Consider the following 15,410-nt stretch of genomic DNA (forward strand, 5'->3'; position numbering starts at 1 on the left):
GTGGCGAGTATGAAGGTCACTCACCTGGGTCACTCCTGCCTCCTCGTCGAGAGCGCCGGCGCGCGCGTGCTCATCGATCCGGGCACGTTCTCCGACTTCGACGCCGTGGACGGGCTCGACGCGATCCTGATCACCCACCAGCACCCCGACCACTGCGACCCGGAGAAGATCGAGGGCCTCATCGCCCGCAACCCCAAGGCCAGGGTGGGCGCCGACCCGCAGACCAGCGCGGTCCTGCAGGGGGAGGGGCTGGAGGTCAGCGCGCACGAGGCGGGCGCGGCGTACGAGGTCGGGTCCCTCACCGTGACACCCGCGGGTCGGCTGCACGCCGAGATCCACCCCTACATCGACCGCATCGACAACCTGGGTGTCCTCCTCGCCGCCGACGGGGAGCCGTCGCTCTTCCACCCGGGCGACGCGCTGGACGCCGAGCCCGCCGCGCCGGTCGACGTGCTGGCCGTACCCGTCAGTGCGCCCTGGTGCGCGGTGAAGGAGACCATCGCGTTCGTCCGACGGATCCAGCCGGGGCGGGTGGTGCCCATCCACGACGCACTGCTGGTCCCGCCGGCCCGGGGGATGTACCTCAAGCACGTCGGCGACTTCGGCCTGGACGGCGGCGTGGAGGTCGTCGACCTGGCGGGAGCGGGTCCACGCGACCTCTGAGCCGGAGCCGGGCCAGCGCGGCGATTTGGACCATAGGTAAGCCTCACCTATGGTTCACCTCGTGCCGACGGTGACCGCGAAGAAGAAGTGCTGCAAGGACAAGCCGCGCTGCAAGAAGTGTCCTGTTGTGCTCGACCGCCTCGCCAAGGCCGGGTACGCCGACCGGCTCAGCCGCCGCGAGTACCGCCTCGCCGGCAAGGTCCCGGGCAAGGTCCGGGCCGCCGCGCGCGCCCGCTGAGCCACCCCTGCCGGACCGCGACGGCGGCTGGATAGCCTTGCCGCCATGAGTCTCACCGTCACCTCCTGTCACGACCCCGCCGAGTGGGACGCGCTGGTCGACGACGCCGGTGGCCACCCCCTGCAGCTGTGGGGGTGGGGTGAGCTGAAGGCCCGGTACGAGTGGAGCGCCGACCGCCTCGTCGTGCGCGACGGCGACACCGTCGTGGGGTCGGCCCAGGTGCTGCTGCGCCGCCTCCCGGCGCCCTTCCGGTCCCTCGCGTACGTGCCGCGCGGCCCGCAGGCGGCGCCGGAGCACCGCGGCGCCGTCCTCGATGCCGTCGCCGCGTACCTCCGGGCCGAGCACAAGCCGATCGCGCTGACGATCGAGCCGGACTGGGAGGAGCCGTTCTCCCCGCTGCCGAAGGGTGAGACCGAGGAGGCGCTCGCCGCGGGCCGGGCCACGCCGCCCGCACCGTGGGTGCGCGACATCGAGGCCGCCGGCTTCCGCCGCAGCGAGAACACCGGGCTGATCCCGCGCACGCTGATCGTCGACGTCACACGCGACGAGGACACGATCCTCAAGGAGCTCAGCTCGACGACGCGCCAGAACGTCCGCAAGTCCTTCCGCGCCGAGAACGTCCGGTTCGGCGAGGTCACCGACGAGGCCGACCTGCGCACCATCCTGGAGATCAACCGCGAGACCGCGCGCCGCGCCGAGTTCGCCGTGCACGACGACGACTACCACCGGGGCATCCGCGACCTGATGGGGGAGCGGTCCCAGCTGCTGGCCGCCTGGGAGGGCGACGAGCCCGTCGCGTTCGTCTGGCTGGTCGTCTCGGGCAGCACGGCGTTCGAGCTGTACGGCGGCGTCAGCCCGCGTGGCATGAAGCTGCGGCTCAACTACGGGCTGAAGTTCCACGCCATGAAGCACGTCAAGGCCCAGGGCGTGCAGCGGTACGACTTCAACGGGCTGCTCAACGACGGCATCTCCGACTTCAAGCGGCAGTTCGCCAAGCACGAGGACCTGCTGATCGGGACGTGGGACAAGCCGCTGTCGCCGCTCTACCCGGCGTTCGCCACCGCCCTGCCTCTGGTCCGGTCCGGCCTCAAGCGCGGCGTGCCCGCGGTGAAGAAGGCGGTACGGGACCCGCGCGCTGCGGCCGACGAGCTGCGGCAGAAGGTCCGCGAGCGGCGGACCACCGTCGGCTGACGACCGCGCCGGCCCGGCTGATCGACGCACCCGGGCCGGCTGCCTCGATCAGCCCTTGACGTTGTCGTGCGCGAGCCGCGCGGCGCCGATGATGCCGGCGGCGTTCTTCAGCTGCGCGGGGACGATCGGCGTGCGGATGTCCAGCAGCGGCAGGAACTCGGCGGCGTCCTTGGAGACTCCGCCCCCGACGACGATCAGGTCCGGCCAGAGCAGCGCCTCCAGGTGGGAGTAGTAGCGCTGCAGCCGCTGGGCCCACTCGGCGTACGACAGACCCTCCCGGTCCTTGATGCTGGAGGCGGCTCGTGACTCGGCGTCGTGCCCGTCGATCTCCAGGTGCCCGAGCTCGGAGTTCGGCACGAGCTCGCCGTTGTTGATGATCGCCGTCCCGATGCCCGTCCCGAGCGTGGTGAGCACGACCAGGCCGTCGGCCTTCTTCGCGGCGCCGTAGTACAGCTCCCCGAGGCCGGCGGCGTCTGCGTCGTTGAGCAGGGTGATGTCGCGGCCGAGCCGCTTCTCCAGCAGCTGCTCCGCCTCGCTGTCGATCCAGGACTTGTCGATGTTGGCGGCCGTCCGGACGACACCGTGCTGGACGACGGCGGGCACGGTCACCCCGATGGGCTCGTCCCCGATCTCGTCGGCGAAGTGGTCGACGATCTGGGCGATGACGTCGGCCACGGCCTCCGGGGTGGAGGGCAGCGGCGTCTCGATGCGCTTGCGCTTCTGGGCGAACTCGCCCTTCTTCAGGTCGACCGGTGCGCCTTTGATGCCCGAGCCGCCCACGTCGATCCCGAGCGGGTGCTGCTTGGACTTGGCCATCGAGGACTCCTTGTCGAGCGGGGTTCGGTCGGTCAGGCCGCGGTGAGGATCTGCGGGCCGGTGGGCGTGATGAGGACGGTGTTCTCGAACTGGGCCGAGCGGCTGCCGTCCGCGGTGACGACGGTCCAGCCGTCGTCCCACAGGTTCCACGAGGGGCCGCCGAGGTTGAGCATCGGCTCCACGGTGAAGGTCATCCCCGGCTCGATCACCTGGTCGTACGCCGGCGCCGCGTCGTAGTGCGGGATGACCAGCCCGGAGTGGAACGTCGTCCCGATGCCGTGGCCGGTGTAGTCGCGTACCACGCCGTAGCCGAACCGCTTGGCGTACTTCTCGATGACGCGGCCGATCACGTTGACCTGGCGGCCGGGCATCGCGGCCTTGATGCCGCGCCGCATGGCCTCCTCGGTCCGCTCGACCAGCAGCCGCGACTCCTCGTCGACGTCGCCGACCAGGAAGGTCGCGCAGTTGTCGCCGTGCACGCCGTCCTTGTAGACGGTGATGTCGACCTTGACGATGTCGCCGTCCTGCAGCGGTCGGTCGTCCGGGATCCCGTGGCAGACGACCTCGTTGACGCTGGTGCACAAGGACTTCGGGAAGCCTCGGTAGCCGAGGGTGGAGGGGTAGGCGCCGTGGTCGAGGGCAAACTCGTGCCCGATCCGGTCCAGCTCGTCGGTGGTCACCCCGGGAGCGACGGCGGCACCCGCCGCCTGCAGCGCCTGCGCCGCGATCCGGCCGGCGACGCGCATCCGCTCGATGGTCTCGGCGTCCTTGACCTCGGGCCCGTCGTACGGCGCCGGCTGGGGTCGCCCGACGTACTCGGGACGGACGATCGAACGCGGGACGCTGCGACGCGCGCTGATCGTCCCGGGGCGGATCCGGGCGGTCGTCGTCGGCATAGTGTGGAGTCTAAGCGGGTGCGTGCGGGCCGTCGGTCCGGCGTCTCCCGCACCATGTCCTCGACGCAGGAGGTGGCCAGATGGCCTACTGGTACAACGTCTCGACCGGCCGGGTCGAGGAAGACGGCTCGACCGATCCCAAGGGTGAGCTGATGGGTCCGTACGACACCCAGGAGCAGGCCCAGGCCGCGCTCGCCACCGCTCAGCAGAAGACCGAACAGTGGGACAAGGAGGACCGCGCCTGGGAGCAGGACGGTCGCTGACCCTCCACCGGTCCACGACGGCACCCGCCCGGTGGCGGGGGCCGTCGACGTCCGGCCGGGGCGTAGCCTCGCAGCAGTGACCGACGAGCCCGCCTTCGACCTGCGGGCTCTGGCCGTACCCGCGTACGCGCCGTCGTTGCTCTTCGGCATCGGCGACGGCGCGATCCTGCCGGTCATCGCGCTGACCGCGCGTGACCTCGGCGCGAGCGTCGCCGTCGCGGCCCTCGTCGTGATGCTGATCGACCTCGGGTCGCTGGTGTTCAACGTCCCGGCCTCCGTCCTCACCGCCCGGTACGGCGAGCGGCGGGTGATCACCGGCGCCGCCGCGACGGGAGTGCTCGCCTCGGTGATCTGCTTCGTCGGCGGGTCCCTGCCGGTCTTCTGCGTCGGCGTGCTGCTCCTGGGGTTCAGCGCCTCGGTGTTCATGCTCGCCCGGCAGAGCTACCTGACCGAGGCCGTCCCCGTCCGCTACCGCGCGCGGGCGCTGTCCACCCTCGGCGGCGTGATGCGCGTCGGCGTGTTCGTCGGCCCGTTCATCGGCGCGGCCGCGATCCACACCGGTGGTCTGCCGGCGGCCTACCTGGTGTGCGGGTCCGCGCTGCTGCTCGCCGGGGTGCTCTCGTCCCGGATGCCCGACCTGCCACCCCACCCGCACCTGGCGACGGCGCGGGCGCAGGTCACGGTGCGCGGCGTGCTGCGTGACCACCGCCGGGTCTTCCTCACCGTCGGCGTGGGCATCCTCCTCGTCGCCGCGGTCCGGGCCTCCCGGCAGACGGTGATCCCGCTGTGGGCCGACCACCTCGGGCTGTCGCCCCAGACCGCGTCCGTGGTGTACGGCATCGCCGGGGGCGTCGACATGCTCGTCTTCTACCCGGCCGGCAAGGTCATGGACGTCAAGGGCCGCCGCTGGGTCACGGTGCCGTCCATGGTCGTGATGGGGCTGGCGCTGCTGGCGATACCCCTCACCAGCGGAGTGGTCCCGCTGACCCTGGTCTCCTGCGTGCTCGGCTTCGGCAACGGGATCGGCTCGGGCATGGTCATGACGCTCGGTGCCGACTTCTCTCCGGACGTCGGCCGGGCCCAGTTCCTCGGGATCTGGCGCGAGCTGTCCGACATCGGCGGCACGGCCGGACCGGTCCTGCTGTCCGCGCTCACGGCGACCGTGTCGCTCGGGGCGGGGGTCGCCGCCGCCGGTGCCGTCGGCCTGGTCGCCGCGGTGGTCCTCTACCGCGCGGTACCTACCGGACGGTACTCAAAGATTTCGTAAAGGTTTCTTCTCGAACCTTTCACATGACGTGTTCCGTTCGCGCACACTTACCTCTGGCTGCGCCGCCCTCGACAACATCGGGCTGTGGCCGGCTCATCACTCCAGGAGGAAAAGTGAAGCGACGCCTGCTCGCCACCGCCACGGGTGGCACCGCAGCAGCGATGGTTCTCGCGCTCAACCCCATTGGCAGCTCGGCACACTCGGCCCCCATGGCCGACGCCGGTGGGAAGAAGAGCCCGTCGACCGTCGTGCGGGCGGACAACCTGCCCGACCCGCTTGCCAAGAAGGCAGCCGCCACCCGTCAGCACGCGGTGGAGAAGCTGCTGAAGGGCAAGGCCAAGACGAAGGTGATCAACGGCACCCGCGTCATCGTTCTCGACGACGGCACCCCGACGGCCGGCCAGAAGGCCGCCATGGGCAAGAACGCCAAGAGGACGACCACCAAGGCCAAGTACGTCCAGTACGACGCCACCGAGACGTCGAACATCTTCACGGTGCTCGCGCAGTTCGGTACGCAGACCAAGCCGGCCACCGGGGGGACCGCCGGCCCGCTGAAGAACCAGATCCCCAAGCCGGACCGTACGTACGACGGCACGGCCACGGACAACAACTCCACCTACTGGGTGTCGGACTTCAACCGCGACCACTACCAGAAGATGATGTTCGGCACGACCGGTGAGTCGTTCCACAACTTCTACCTGGCACAGTCGCTGGGGCGCCACAAGGTCCAGGGCGACGTCACCGACTGGGTCACCGTGCCCTACAACGAGGCTCGCTACGGCCACAACCCGGTCAAGGGCGACGGCACCAGCCAGTCCGAGGGCTACTGGGCGTTCATCGGCGACTCGCTGACCGCCTGGTACAACAGCCAGAAGGCCGCCGGCAAGACCGACGCCCAGATCAAGGACTACCTCAAGCAGTTCGACGTCTGGGACCGCAACGACTACGACGGCGACGGCAACTTCAACGAGCCCGACGGCTACATCGACCACTTCCAGGCCATCCACGCCGGTGAGGGCGAGGAGGCCGGTGGCGGCGCCGAGGGTGCCGACGCGATCTGGTCGCACCGCTGGGCCGTGCAGACCGGTGCGGGCTCGCAGGGCCCCGGCACCAACAAGGCCGGTGGCGTCCAGATCGGCAGCACCGGGTTCTGGGTCCGCGACTACACCACGGAGCCGGAGAACGGCGGCCTCGGCGTGTTCGCGCACGAGTACGGCCACGACCTGGGCCTGCCGGACCTGTACGACACCACCAACACCGCCACCAACGGCACCGGCTTCTGGACGCTGATGAGCGCCGGCTCGTGGCTCAACCACGGCGGCGACGCGATCGGCACCACGCCCGGCTACATGGGTGCGTGGGAGAAGGCCCAGCTGGGCTGGTCGGACATCAAGGTCGTGCCGTACGGCAACGCCGGCAAGGTCAGCCTCGGCCCGGCCGACATGGACAACGAGACCAAGCCGCAGACGGTCGCGGTCACGCTGCCGGACAAGAAGGTCGACACCCCGTACAACAAGCCGAAGTCGGGCTCGTACGAGTGGTGGTCGGGCCGCGGTGACGACCTGAACAACTCGCTCACCCGCGACATCGACCTGACCGGCAAGACGTCGGCCAGCGTCAGCGCCGCGGTCTGGTACCAGATCGAGGAGGGCTACGACTACCTCTACGGTCAGGTCTCCACCGACGGTGGCTCCACCTGGACCAACGTGGGCAAGGAGCTCTCCGGCGAGCAGCCGACCTGGGGCACCACGTCCTACGACCTGACGCCGTACGTGGGCAAGAAGATCAAGTTCCGCTTCCTGTACATGACCGACGGTGGCTACAACGAGGCCGGTGCGTTCCTGGACGACATCGCCCTCACGACCGACGGCCAGACGGTGACCGACGACGTCGAGGCCGGCACCGGGGCGTGGACCGCCAAGGGCTTCGTCCGCATGAACGGCACCGACTCCAAGATGGTGTCGCACTACTACCTGGCGGAGTACCGCCGGTACAGCGGCTACGACACCACGCTGAAGCAGGGTCCGTACAACTTCGGCTTCGGCCCGCAGCGTCCGGACTTCGTGGAGCACTACCCCTACCAGGACGGTCTGCTGGTCAGCTACGTCGACGGTGAGTACGCGGACAACAACGTCTCGGCGCACCCGGGTCACGGGCAGGTCCTGCCGGTCGACGCCCACGCCAAGCCGATGATGTGGCCGGACAACACGCTGGTCGGCAACAAGATCCAGCCGTACGACGCCACCTTCGGTACCGAGAAGACGGACGCGTTCACGCTGCACAAGAACGGTCTCGCCGCCAACGTCCCGTCGCGTCCCGCGGTGACGACGTTCGACGACACCAACCCGAACGCGTACTGGTACGAGTCGGGCAAGTACAACTCGGTCAAGGTCGCCGGCACCGGCACCAAGATCCAGGTCCTGGGCAAGCAGGGCGACGGTCTGGAGCTGAAGCTCGGCTTCCCGACCGGCAGCATGCTGGCCAAGGGTCACTGATCCACGGCTGAGCACCAGCAACACCAGCGGCGGCCCCGGGCGATGCCCGGGGCCGCTGCGCGTCCCCGCAGCAGTGAGGCAGGATCGTCCCCATGGATCGCCAGCAGGAGTTCGTGCTCCGGACCATCGAGGAGCGTGACATCCGCTTCGTGCGGATGTGGTTCACCGACGTGCTCGGCACGCTGAAGTCCGTCTCCATCGCGCCCGCCGAGCTGGAGGGCGCGTTCGCCGAGGGCATCGGCTTCGACGGCAGCGTCATCGAGGGCCTCGCCCGCGTGTACGAGTCGGACATGCTGCTGCGCCCGGACGCCACGACGTTCCAGGTGCTGCCCTGGCGCGGGGAGAACCCCGGCACGGCGCGGATGTTCGGTGACATCCGGCTGCCGGACGGCAACGCCAGCGCCGCGGACCCGCGTACGGTGCTGCGCCGGGCGATGGCCCGCGGGGCGGAGCAGGGCTTCACCTTCTACACCCACCCCGAGATCGAGTTCTACCTCTTCCGCCCGGACGTCGCGCCGGGCATGCCGCCGACGCCGGTGGACCAGGCGGGCTTCTTCGACCACGTCCCGCACGGCACGGCGCACGACTTCCGCCGGGCGGCGATCACGACGCTGGAGAACATGGGCATCTCGGTGGAGTTCAGCCACCACGAGGGCGGTCCGGGTCAGAACGAGATCGACCTGCGGTACGCCGACGCCCTCGCCACGGCGGACAACATCATGACGTTCCGGGCGGTGGTCAAGGAGGTCGCGCTGGAGCGCGGCGTCTTCGCCTCCTTCATGCCCAAGCCGCTGGCGGGTCACCCGGGCTCGGCCATGCACACCCACGTCTCGCTCTTCGACGGTGACAGCAACGCCTTCTACGAGGCCGGCGCCCCGTACCAGCTGTCGATGACGGGGCGGAAGTTCATCGCCGGCCTGCTGCGGCACGCCAACGAGATCAGCGCCGTCACCAACCAGTGGGTCAACTCCTACAAGCGGATCTGGGGCGGCGGCGAAGCACCCGCGCACGTGTGCTGGGGTCACAACAACCGCAGCGCGATGGTGCGGGTCCCGATGCACAAGCCCGGCAAGGGGCAGAGCACCCGCATCGAGGTCCGGTCGCTGGACTCCGCGTGCAACCCCTACCTCTCCTACGCGCTGCTCCTCGCGGCCGGCCTGAAGGGCATCGAGGAGGACTACGAGCTGCCGGCCGAGGCCGAGGACGACGTGTGGTCGCTCACCGACCGTGAGCGTCGCGCCATGGGCATCGACCCGCTGCCCGCGTCGCTGGACGAGGCGATCCGCATCATGGAGGACTCCGAACTGGTCGCCGAGACGCTCGGGGAGCACGTCTTCGACTTCTTCCTGCGCAACAAGCGCTCGGAGTGGGCGGCCTACCGCGAGCAGGTCACCGCGTTCGAGCTCGAGCAGTACCTGCACCTGTGAGTCCGGAACGACCCGTCAGCCGGCCGGGCGCCCTGGTCCGGGCCGGGTTCGCCGACCACACCCGGGCGGCGGGCATGCTGGACGAGCTCGGGTCGACCGACCAGGCCGGCCTGGTCACCGCGCTGGGCCGCACCGCCGACCCGGACGGCGCCCTGCTCGGCCTCCTGCGTGTACGGGAGGCGCTGGCCGACGGCCAGCGAGCCGATCTGGACGCGCTGCTGAGCAGCGCGGATCAGCCTCGCCACCGCCTGCTGGCCGTCCTCGGGGCGTCCTCGGCGCTCACCGACCACCTGGTGCGGCACCCGGAGCAGTGGCGGGACGTCATCGACGCCGAACGACGCGACGCCGTCCAGCTGGCGCGGCTGCTGTGCGGTGAGGTCACCGACCGTGGCGAGCTGACGGCGTACGACGCGCTGCGGATCGCCTACCGACGCCAGCTGCTGCAGATCGCGGCGATCGACCTCACCAGCGATCCGTACGACGAGATGCCCGCGACCGGCGAGGCGCTGGCCGACCTGGCGGGCGCCGCGCTGGAGGCGGCGCTGCTGATCGCGCGCGAGGAGCACGACGCCCCGCAGCGGTGCCGGCTCTCGGTCATCGGCATGGGCAAGACCGGCGGGCTGGAGCTGAACTACCTCTCCGACGTGGACGTGGTCTTCGTCGCCGAGCCGGCGGACGGTGTCGAGGAGGACGAGGCGATCGCGGTCGCGACCGCGCTGGCCACGTCCGCGATGCGCGCCTGCTCCGCCTCCACCGGTGAGGGCAACCTGTGGCAGGTCGATGCGAATCTGCGCCCCGAGGGCAAGAACGGCCCGCTGGTCCGGACCGTGGAGAGCCACCGCGCGTACTACGAGCGGTGGGCCAAGACCTGGGAGTTCCAGGCGCTGCTGAAGGCCCGACCCATCGCCGGTGACGCCGAGGTGGGCGCTGCGTACCTCGAGGCGATGACGCCGATGGTGTGGCAGGCGAGCACCCGGGAGAACTTCGTCGAGGACGTCCAGGCGATGCGGCGGCGCGTCGAGGACAACGTCCCGCCCGCGGAGGCAGCGCGTCAGCTGAAGCTGGGCCCGGGTGGCCTGCGCGACATCGAGTTCAGCGTCCAGCTGCTGCAGCTGGTGCACGGCCGAGCCGACGACCGGATCCGGCAGCGCAGCACCCTCGCCGCGCTCGACGCGCTCTCGCGCCGGGGGTACGTCGGTCGCTCGGACGCCCACGAGCTGGACGTCGCCTACCGCTTCCTGCGCGTCCTGGAGCACCGCATCCAGCTGTCCCGGATGCGGCGTACCCACCTGATGCCCACCAGCGAGGCGGACCTGCGCCGCCTCGGTCGCAGCGTCGGTGAGTTCTCCGACCCGGGCGAGACGATCACGAAGATGTGGCGCGGGAAGGCGCGAGAGGTGCGCCGCCTGCACGAGCGGCTCTTCTACCGACCGCTCCTGTCGGCGGTCGCTCGGCTGAGCGACGACGACGCGACGCTGAGCCCCGCGGACGCGCGAGAACGACTGGCAGCACTCGGTTTTCGTGATCCCGCCGGGGCGATCCGGCACATCGAGGCGCTCTCGTCCGGTGTCAGCCGCCGCGCCGTCATGCAGCGGACCCTGCTGCCGGTGATGCTGCAGTGGTTCGCGAACGAGGCGGACCCGGACGCCGGGCTGCTGGCCTTCCGCCGCATCAGCGACGAGCTCGGCACGAGCCCCTGGTACCTCAAGCAGCTGCGTGAGGGGTCCTCGGCGCAGCAGCTGGCCAAGATCCTGGCGAGCAGCAGGTACGCCGCGGCGATGCTCGAACGCTCCCCGTCGGCGGTCGCGATGCTGGACGACCCGGACGCCATGACGCCGCGGACCCTGGACGCACTCACCCGCACGATGGGCGCGGCGGCCCGCAGGCACCGCGACGCGGACCAGGCGGCGCTCGCAGCGCGCGCGGTCCGCCGGACCGAGCTGCTGCGGATCTCGATCGCCGACCTGCTCGGCCTGCTGGACCTCGACCAGGTCGAGGTCGCGCTGACGGACGTCATGGCCGCGACGGTGCAGGCGGTTCTCGACGTGGCGGTCCGCAGGGTCGAGGCGGAGCACGGCGAGCTGGTGACGAGCCTGGCCGTGATCGGGATGGGCCGGTTCGGCGGCCGTGAGATGGGCTACAGCAGCGACGCCGACGTGATGTTCGTCCATCGGCCGCACGAGGATGCCGACGACCAGCGCGCCCAGGAGCAGGCCCTCGCCGTCGTCACCGAGCTCCGGCGCCTGGTCCAGCTCAGCGGCCCGGACCCCGCGCTGACGGTCGATGCGGACCTGCGGCCCGAGGGCAAGGCGGGCCCGCTGGTGCGCAGCCTCGACTCCTACCGGGCGTACTACGACCGGTGGTCGGAAGGCTGGGAGGCGCAGGCGCTGCTGCGCGCGACGCCGGTGGCCGGCGACCGGGAGCTGGGACGCGCGTTCGCCGAGCTGATCGATCCGCTGCGCTGGCCGGCGGACGGTCTGAGCGTCCGGGCGGTGCGGCAGATCCGCACGCTCAAGGCCCGGATGGAGGCCGAGCGCATCCCGCGCGGCGGTGACCGCAAGACGCACTTCAAGCTCGGCCACGGCGGACTCGCCGACGTCGAGTGGACCGTCCAGCTGCTCCAGCTGGAGCACGCCGGCCAGGTTCCGGGACTGCGGCACCCGGGGACGATGACGCCCCTGCAGCGGGCGGCGGACGCGGGTCTGCTCGGTCACGAGCAGGCCGAGGCGTTGCGCGAGGCGTGGACCCTGGCGACCCTGCTGCGTAACGCGTCGGTGCTGTGGCGGGGGCGCCCGGTCGACGCGCTGCCCAGCGACCTGCGCGACGGTGACGGGATCGGCCGCATCCTGGGCATGCCCACCGGGTCGGGCCCGGCGCTGCACGACGACTACCGCCGCTGCGCGCGGCGTGCCCGCGCCGTGGTCGACGAGTGCTTCTACGGCACCCCACCCTCCGAGAACGGCGCCCGTCCGGGCCGCTGAGACCGCCGAGGTCGTCGGCCTGCCGCGGCCCGGCGAGCGTCCGAGAGACCCGACGGCTGAGATGGCCCCGCAGGGCGTGTCGGGCGGTTCGTAGAATCGATCAGGTGATCACACGTACCGACCTGCGCGGTCCTGCGCTCGCGTCCCTCGACGCGCGCGGCCTGCGCGACACGTTGCCCCGGGCGGCCTTCGACGTCGAGGCAGCCCTCGACGTCGTTCGACCGATCTGCGAGCAGGTACGGCATCACGGCGCCGAGGCGCTGCGCGAGCTGTCCGAGCGGTTCGACCAGGTCCGGCCGCAGTCGTTGCGCGTCCCGGGCGAGGTGCTGGCCGCCGCGCTGGAGCAGCTCGACCCCGACATCCGGGCGGCGCTCACCGAGGCGATCCGGCGGGCGCGGCTCGTCCACGACGATCAGCGACGCACCGACACCACGACCCACGTCGCGCCGGGCGGCACCGTCACCGAGCGGTGGGTGCCGGTCGACCGGGTCGGCCTGTACGTCCCCGGCGGCGTCGCCGTCCTCGCCAGCAGCGTGGTCATGAACGTCGTGCCCGCGCAGGCGGCCGGCGTCACCTCGCTCGCGGTGGCGAGCCCGCCGCAGCGCTCCAACACCGGGGCGTTCGCCGGCTACCCCGACCCGACCATCCTGGCCGCGTGCGCGCTGCTGGGCGTGGACGAGGTCTACGCGGTCGGCGGTGCTCAGGCGATCGCGATGTTCGCCTACGGCGCCCGCGAGGACGACGGCACGACCGTGTGCGAGCCGGTCAGCCTCGTCACCGGTCCGGGCAACATCTACGTCGTGGCGGCCAAGCGGCTGCTCAAGGGTCTGATCGGCATCGACTCCGAGGCGGGCCCGACCGAGATCGCGATCCTCGCCGACGAGACCGCGGACGCCGAGCACGTGGCGGCCGACCTCATCAGCCAGGCGGAGCACGACACCCTCGCGGCCGCGGTGCTCGTCACCGACAGCGAGGAGCTCGCCACCGCCGTGGAGGCGGCGCTGGAGCGCCGGGTGGCCCGGACCAAGCACGCCGAGCGCATCCGCATCTCGTTGACAGGTGAGCAGTCCGGCATCGTCCTGGTCGACGACGTCGAGGCTGGTGTGCGGGTCGTGGACGCGTACGCGGCCGAGCACCTGGAGATCCAGACCCGCGACGCCGCGGCGGTCGCCGCCCGGATCCGCAACGCGGGCGCGATCTTCGTTGGCGCGTACGCCCCGGTCAGCCTGGGCGACTACGCCGCGGGCTCCAACCACGTCCTGCCGACCGGCGGCTGCGCCTGCCACAGCTCGGGTCTGTCGGTGCAGTCGTTCCTGCGCGGCATCCACGTCGTCGACTACACCCAGGACGCGCTGCGCGAGGTGGCCGGTGTCGTGACGACCCTCGCGCAGGCGGAGGACCTGCCGGCGCACGGCGAGGCGGTCACGGCGCGCTTCGAGTCCGATGAGTGAGCCGGTCACCGGGGTGCGGGCGCTGCTGCGTCCCGACCTGCAGGGCCGGACTCCGTACGGCGCGCCGCAGCTGGACGTACCCGTCGCCCTCAACACCAACGAGTCCTCCTACCCGGTGCCGGACGCGGTCGTGCAGACGATCGTCGAGCGCGTCGGCGAGGTCGCGGCGAGCCTGAACCGCTACCCCGACCGCGAGTTCACCCGGCTGCGGACGGAGCTGGCCGCCTACCTCACCCGGACGACCGGGCCGGTGCTGAGCGCGGACCAGCTGTGGGCCGGCAACGGCAGCAACGAGGTGCTCTCCCACCTGGTGCAGGCGTTCGGCGGGCCGGGGCGGACGGCGCTGGGCTTCACGCCGTCGTACTCCATGCACCCGATCATCACCCGCTCGCTCGGGACGGAGTGGGTCGACGGGCTGCGGGGGAGTGCCGACGGGCTCTTCGACCTCGACGTCGACCGCGCGGTCGAACAGGCCCGCACCACCGACCCGAACCTCGTCTTCCTCACCTCGCCGAACAACCCGACCGGCACCGCGTTGTCCCTCGACGTCGTCGCGGCGGTGTACGACGCGGCCCCGCACGCGGTAATCGTGGTGGACGAGGCGTACGCCGAGTTCGCCCGCCCCGGCACGCCGAGCGCGACGACACTGCTGGCCGGACGCGACCGCCTCGTCGTCACCCGCACGATGAGCAAGGCGTTCGCGTTCGCGGGCGTACGGCTGGGTTATCTCGCCGCCGACGCGCAGCTCACCGAGCTGCTCCGGCTGGTCCGGCTGCCGTACCACCTGTCCGCGGTGACCCAGGCGGTGGCGCTCGCGGCGCTCGAGCACGCCGACCTGATGCTCGGCATGGTCGAGGCGATCAAGACCGAGCGGGACCGTCTGGTCGACGGCGCCCTGTCGCTCGGGCTGCGACCCGTCCCGAGCGACGCGAACTTCGTTCTCGTCGGTGGGTTCGTGGACGCCCCCCGGACCTGGCAGGCTCTGCTGGAGGAAGGTGTCCTCGTCCGTGACGTCGGGATCCCGCACCACCTGCGGATCACGGCCGGGACGCCGCAGGAGACCGACGCCGTGCTCGCCGCGCTGGCGAGCGTCGGCGGCAGCGACCGAGAGGAGCAGGTCCGATGAGCCGGACGGCGCAGATCACGCGCACGACCAAGGAGAGCTCGGTCGACCTGTGGCTCGACCTCGACGGCTCGGGGACGGCGGAGGTCAGCACCGGCGTGCGGTTCTACGACCACATGCTGGAGAGCCTGGCCAAGCACAGCCTGATCGACCTGCGCGTCGAGGCGAGCGGCGACCTGGACGTCGATGCCCACCACACCGTCGAGGACACCGCGATCGTGCTCGGCCAGGCGGTCCGCGAGGCGCTCGGCGACAAGAGCGGCATCGCCCGTTTCGGGGACGCGACCGTCCCGCTGGACGAGGCCCTCGTGCACGCCGTCGTCGACGTCGCCGGCCGGCCGTACTGCGTCCACACCGGCGAGCCCGAGGGCCAGGTGTACGCGATCATCGGCGGGACGTACACCGGCTCGCTCACCCAGCACGTGATGGAGTCCTTCGCCCACCACGCGGCGATCGCGCTGCACATCCGCGTCCTCTCCGGGCGCGACCCGCACCACATCGTCGAGGCACAGTTCAAGGCGCTGGCCCGGGCGCTGCGGGCGGCCGTCGCGCTCGATCCCCGGGTCAAGGGCATCCCGAGTGCCAAGGGGGCGCTCTGA

13 protein-coding genes are annotated in these 15,410 nt (G+C 71.2%); 11 read left to right on the forward strand and 2 right to left on the reverse strand.

Features of this window, described 5'->3' with window-relative positions; genetic code table 11:
* Window positions 1-9: 9 nt before the first annotated feature.
* The 3 genes from P4R38_RS04170 (at window position 10) to P4R38_RS04180 (ending at window position 2,092) form a co-directional block, all read left to right on the forward strand.
* Entirely contained in the window at window positions 10-663 is a 654-nt protein-coding gene (locus P4R38_RS04170; RefSeq protein ID WP_277191167.1) for an MBL fold metallo-hydrolase, read from the forward strand.
* A 61-nt stretch (window positions 664-724) separates the two neighbouring features.
* Entirely contained in the window at window positions 725-901 is a 177-nt protein-coding gene (locus P4R38_RS04175) for a hypothetical protein (RefSeq protein WP_275240291.1), read from the forward strand.
* A gap of 45 nt (window positions 902-946) precedes the next feature.
* The gene (locus P4R38_RS04180) at window positions 947-2,092 is read left to right on the forward strand and encodes a lipid II:glycine glycyltransferase FemX (RefSeq protein ID WP_277191168.1); all 1,146 of its coding nucleotides are present in this window, start codon (window positions 947-949) and stop codon (window positions 2,090-2,092) included.
* 48 nt (window positions 2,093-2,140) lie between these two features.
* Here P4R38_RS04180 and ppgK read toward each other — a convergent pair whose 3' ends face one another.
* Both ppgK and map read right to left on the reverse strand, forming a co-directional pair.
* Entirely contained in the window at window positions 2,141-2,908 is a 768-nt protein-coding gene (ppgK, locus tag P4R38_RS04185) for a polyphosphate--glucose phosphotransferase (RefSeq protein WP_275240289.1), read from the reverse strand.
* 32 nt (window positions 2,909-2,940) lie between these two features.
* A complete protein-coding gene (gene map, locus P4R38_RS04190; protein ID WP_277191169.1) occupies window positions 2,941-3,804 on the reverse strand; it encodes a type I methionyl aminopeptidase in 864 nt (287 codons plus the stop codon).
* Between the two features lie 80 nt (window positions 3,805-3,884).
* Here map and P4R38_RS04195 point away from each other — a divergent pair, with 80 nt between their 5' ends.
* From P4R38_RS04195 to hisB, 8 genes are all read left to right on the forward strand, one after another.
* Entirely contained in the window at window positions 3,885-4,067 is a 183-nt protein-coding gene (locus P4R38_RS04195) for a methionine aminopeptidase (protein WP_275240285.1), read from the forward strand.
* 76 nt (window positions 4,068-4,143) lie between these two features.
* Entirely contained in the window at window positions 4,144-5,334 is a 1,191-nt protein-coding gene (locus P4R38_RS04200) for an MFS transporter (protein WP_275240283.1), read from the forward strand.
* Between the two features lie 113 nt (window positions 5,335-5,447).
* The gene (locus tag P4R38_RS04205) at window positions 5,448-7,829 is read left to right on the forward strand and encodes an immune inhibitor A domain-containing protein (protein ID WP_346770735.1); all 2,382 of its coding nucleotides are present in this window, start codon (window positions 5,448-5,450) and stop codon (window positions 7,827-7,829) included.
* Window positions 7,830-7,921: 92 nt separating this feature from the next.
* Window positions 7,922-9,256 carry a glutamine synthetase family protein gene (locus tag P4R38_RS04210; RefSeq protein ID WP_275240280.1) on the forward strand — a complete coding sequence of 445 codons (1,335 nt, stop codon included), beginning with the start codon at window positions 7,922-7,924 and terminating at the stop codon, window positions 9,254-9,256.
* Complete coding sequence (locus P4R38_RS04215; RefSeq protein WP_277191170.1) at window positions 9,253-12,237, forward strand: bifunctional [glutamine synthetase] adenylyltransferase/[glutamine synthetase]-adenylyl-L-tyrosine phosphorylase; 2,985 nt, start codon at window positions 9,253-9,255, stop codon at window positions 12,235-12,237. Before P4R38_RS04210 ends, P4R38_RS04215 begins: the two co-directional genes overlap by 4 nt.
* Before the next feature lie 104 nt (window positions 12,238-12,341).
* Entirely contained in the window at window positions 12,342-13,688 is a 1,347-nt protein-coding gene (gene hisD / locus P4R38_RS04220; protein ID WP_275240278.1) for a histidinol dehydrogenase, read from the forward strand.
* Complete coding sequence (locus P4R38_RS04225; protein WP_277191171.1) at window positions 13,681-14,814, forward strand: histidinol-phosphate transaminase; 1,134 nt, start codon at window positions 13,681-13,683, stop codon at window positions 14,812-14,814. Before hisD ends, P4R38_RS04225 begins: the two co-directional genes overlap by 8 nt.
* Entirely contained in the window at window positions 14,811-15,410 is a 600-nt protein-coding gene (gene hisB, locus P4R38_RS04230; RefSeq protein ID WP_275240276.1) for an imidazoleglycerol-phosphate dehydratase HisB, read from the forward strand. Before P4R38_RS04225 ends, hisB begins: the two co-directional genes overlap by 4 nt.

The sequence above is a fragment of the Luteipulveratus flavus genome, assembly GCF_029439465.1.
In the GTDB taxonomy this organism is placed as follows: Bacteria; Actinomycetota; Actinomycetes; order Actinomycetales; family Dermatophilaceae; genus Luteipulveratus; species Luteipulveratus flavus.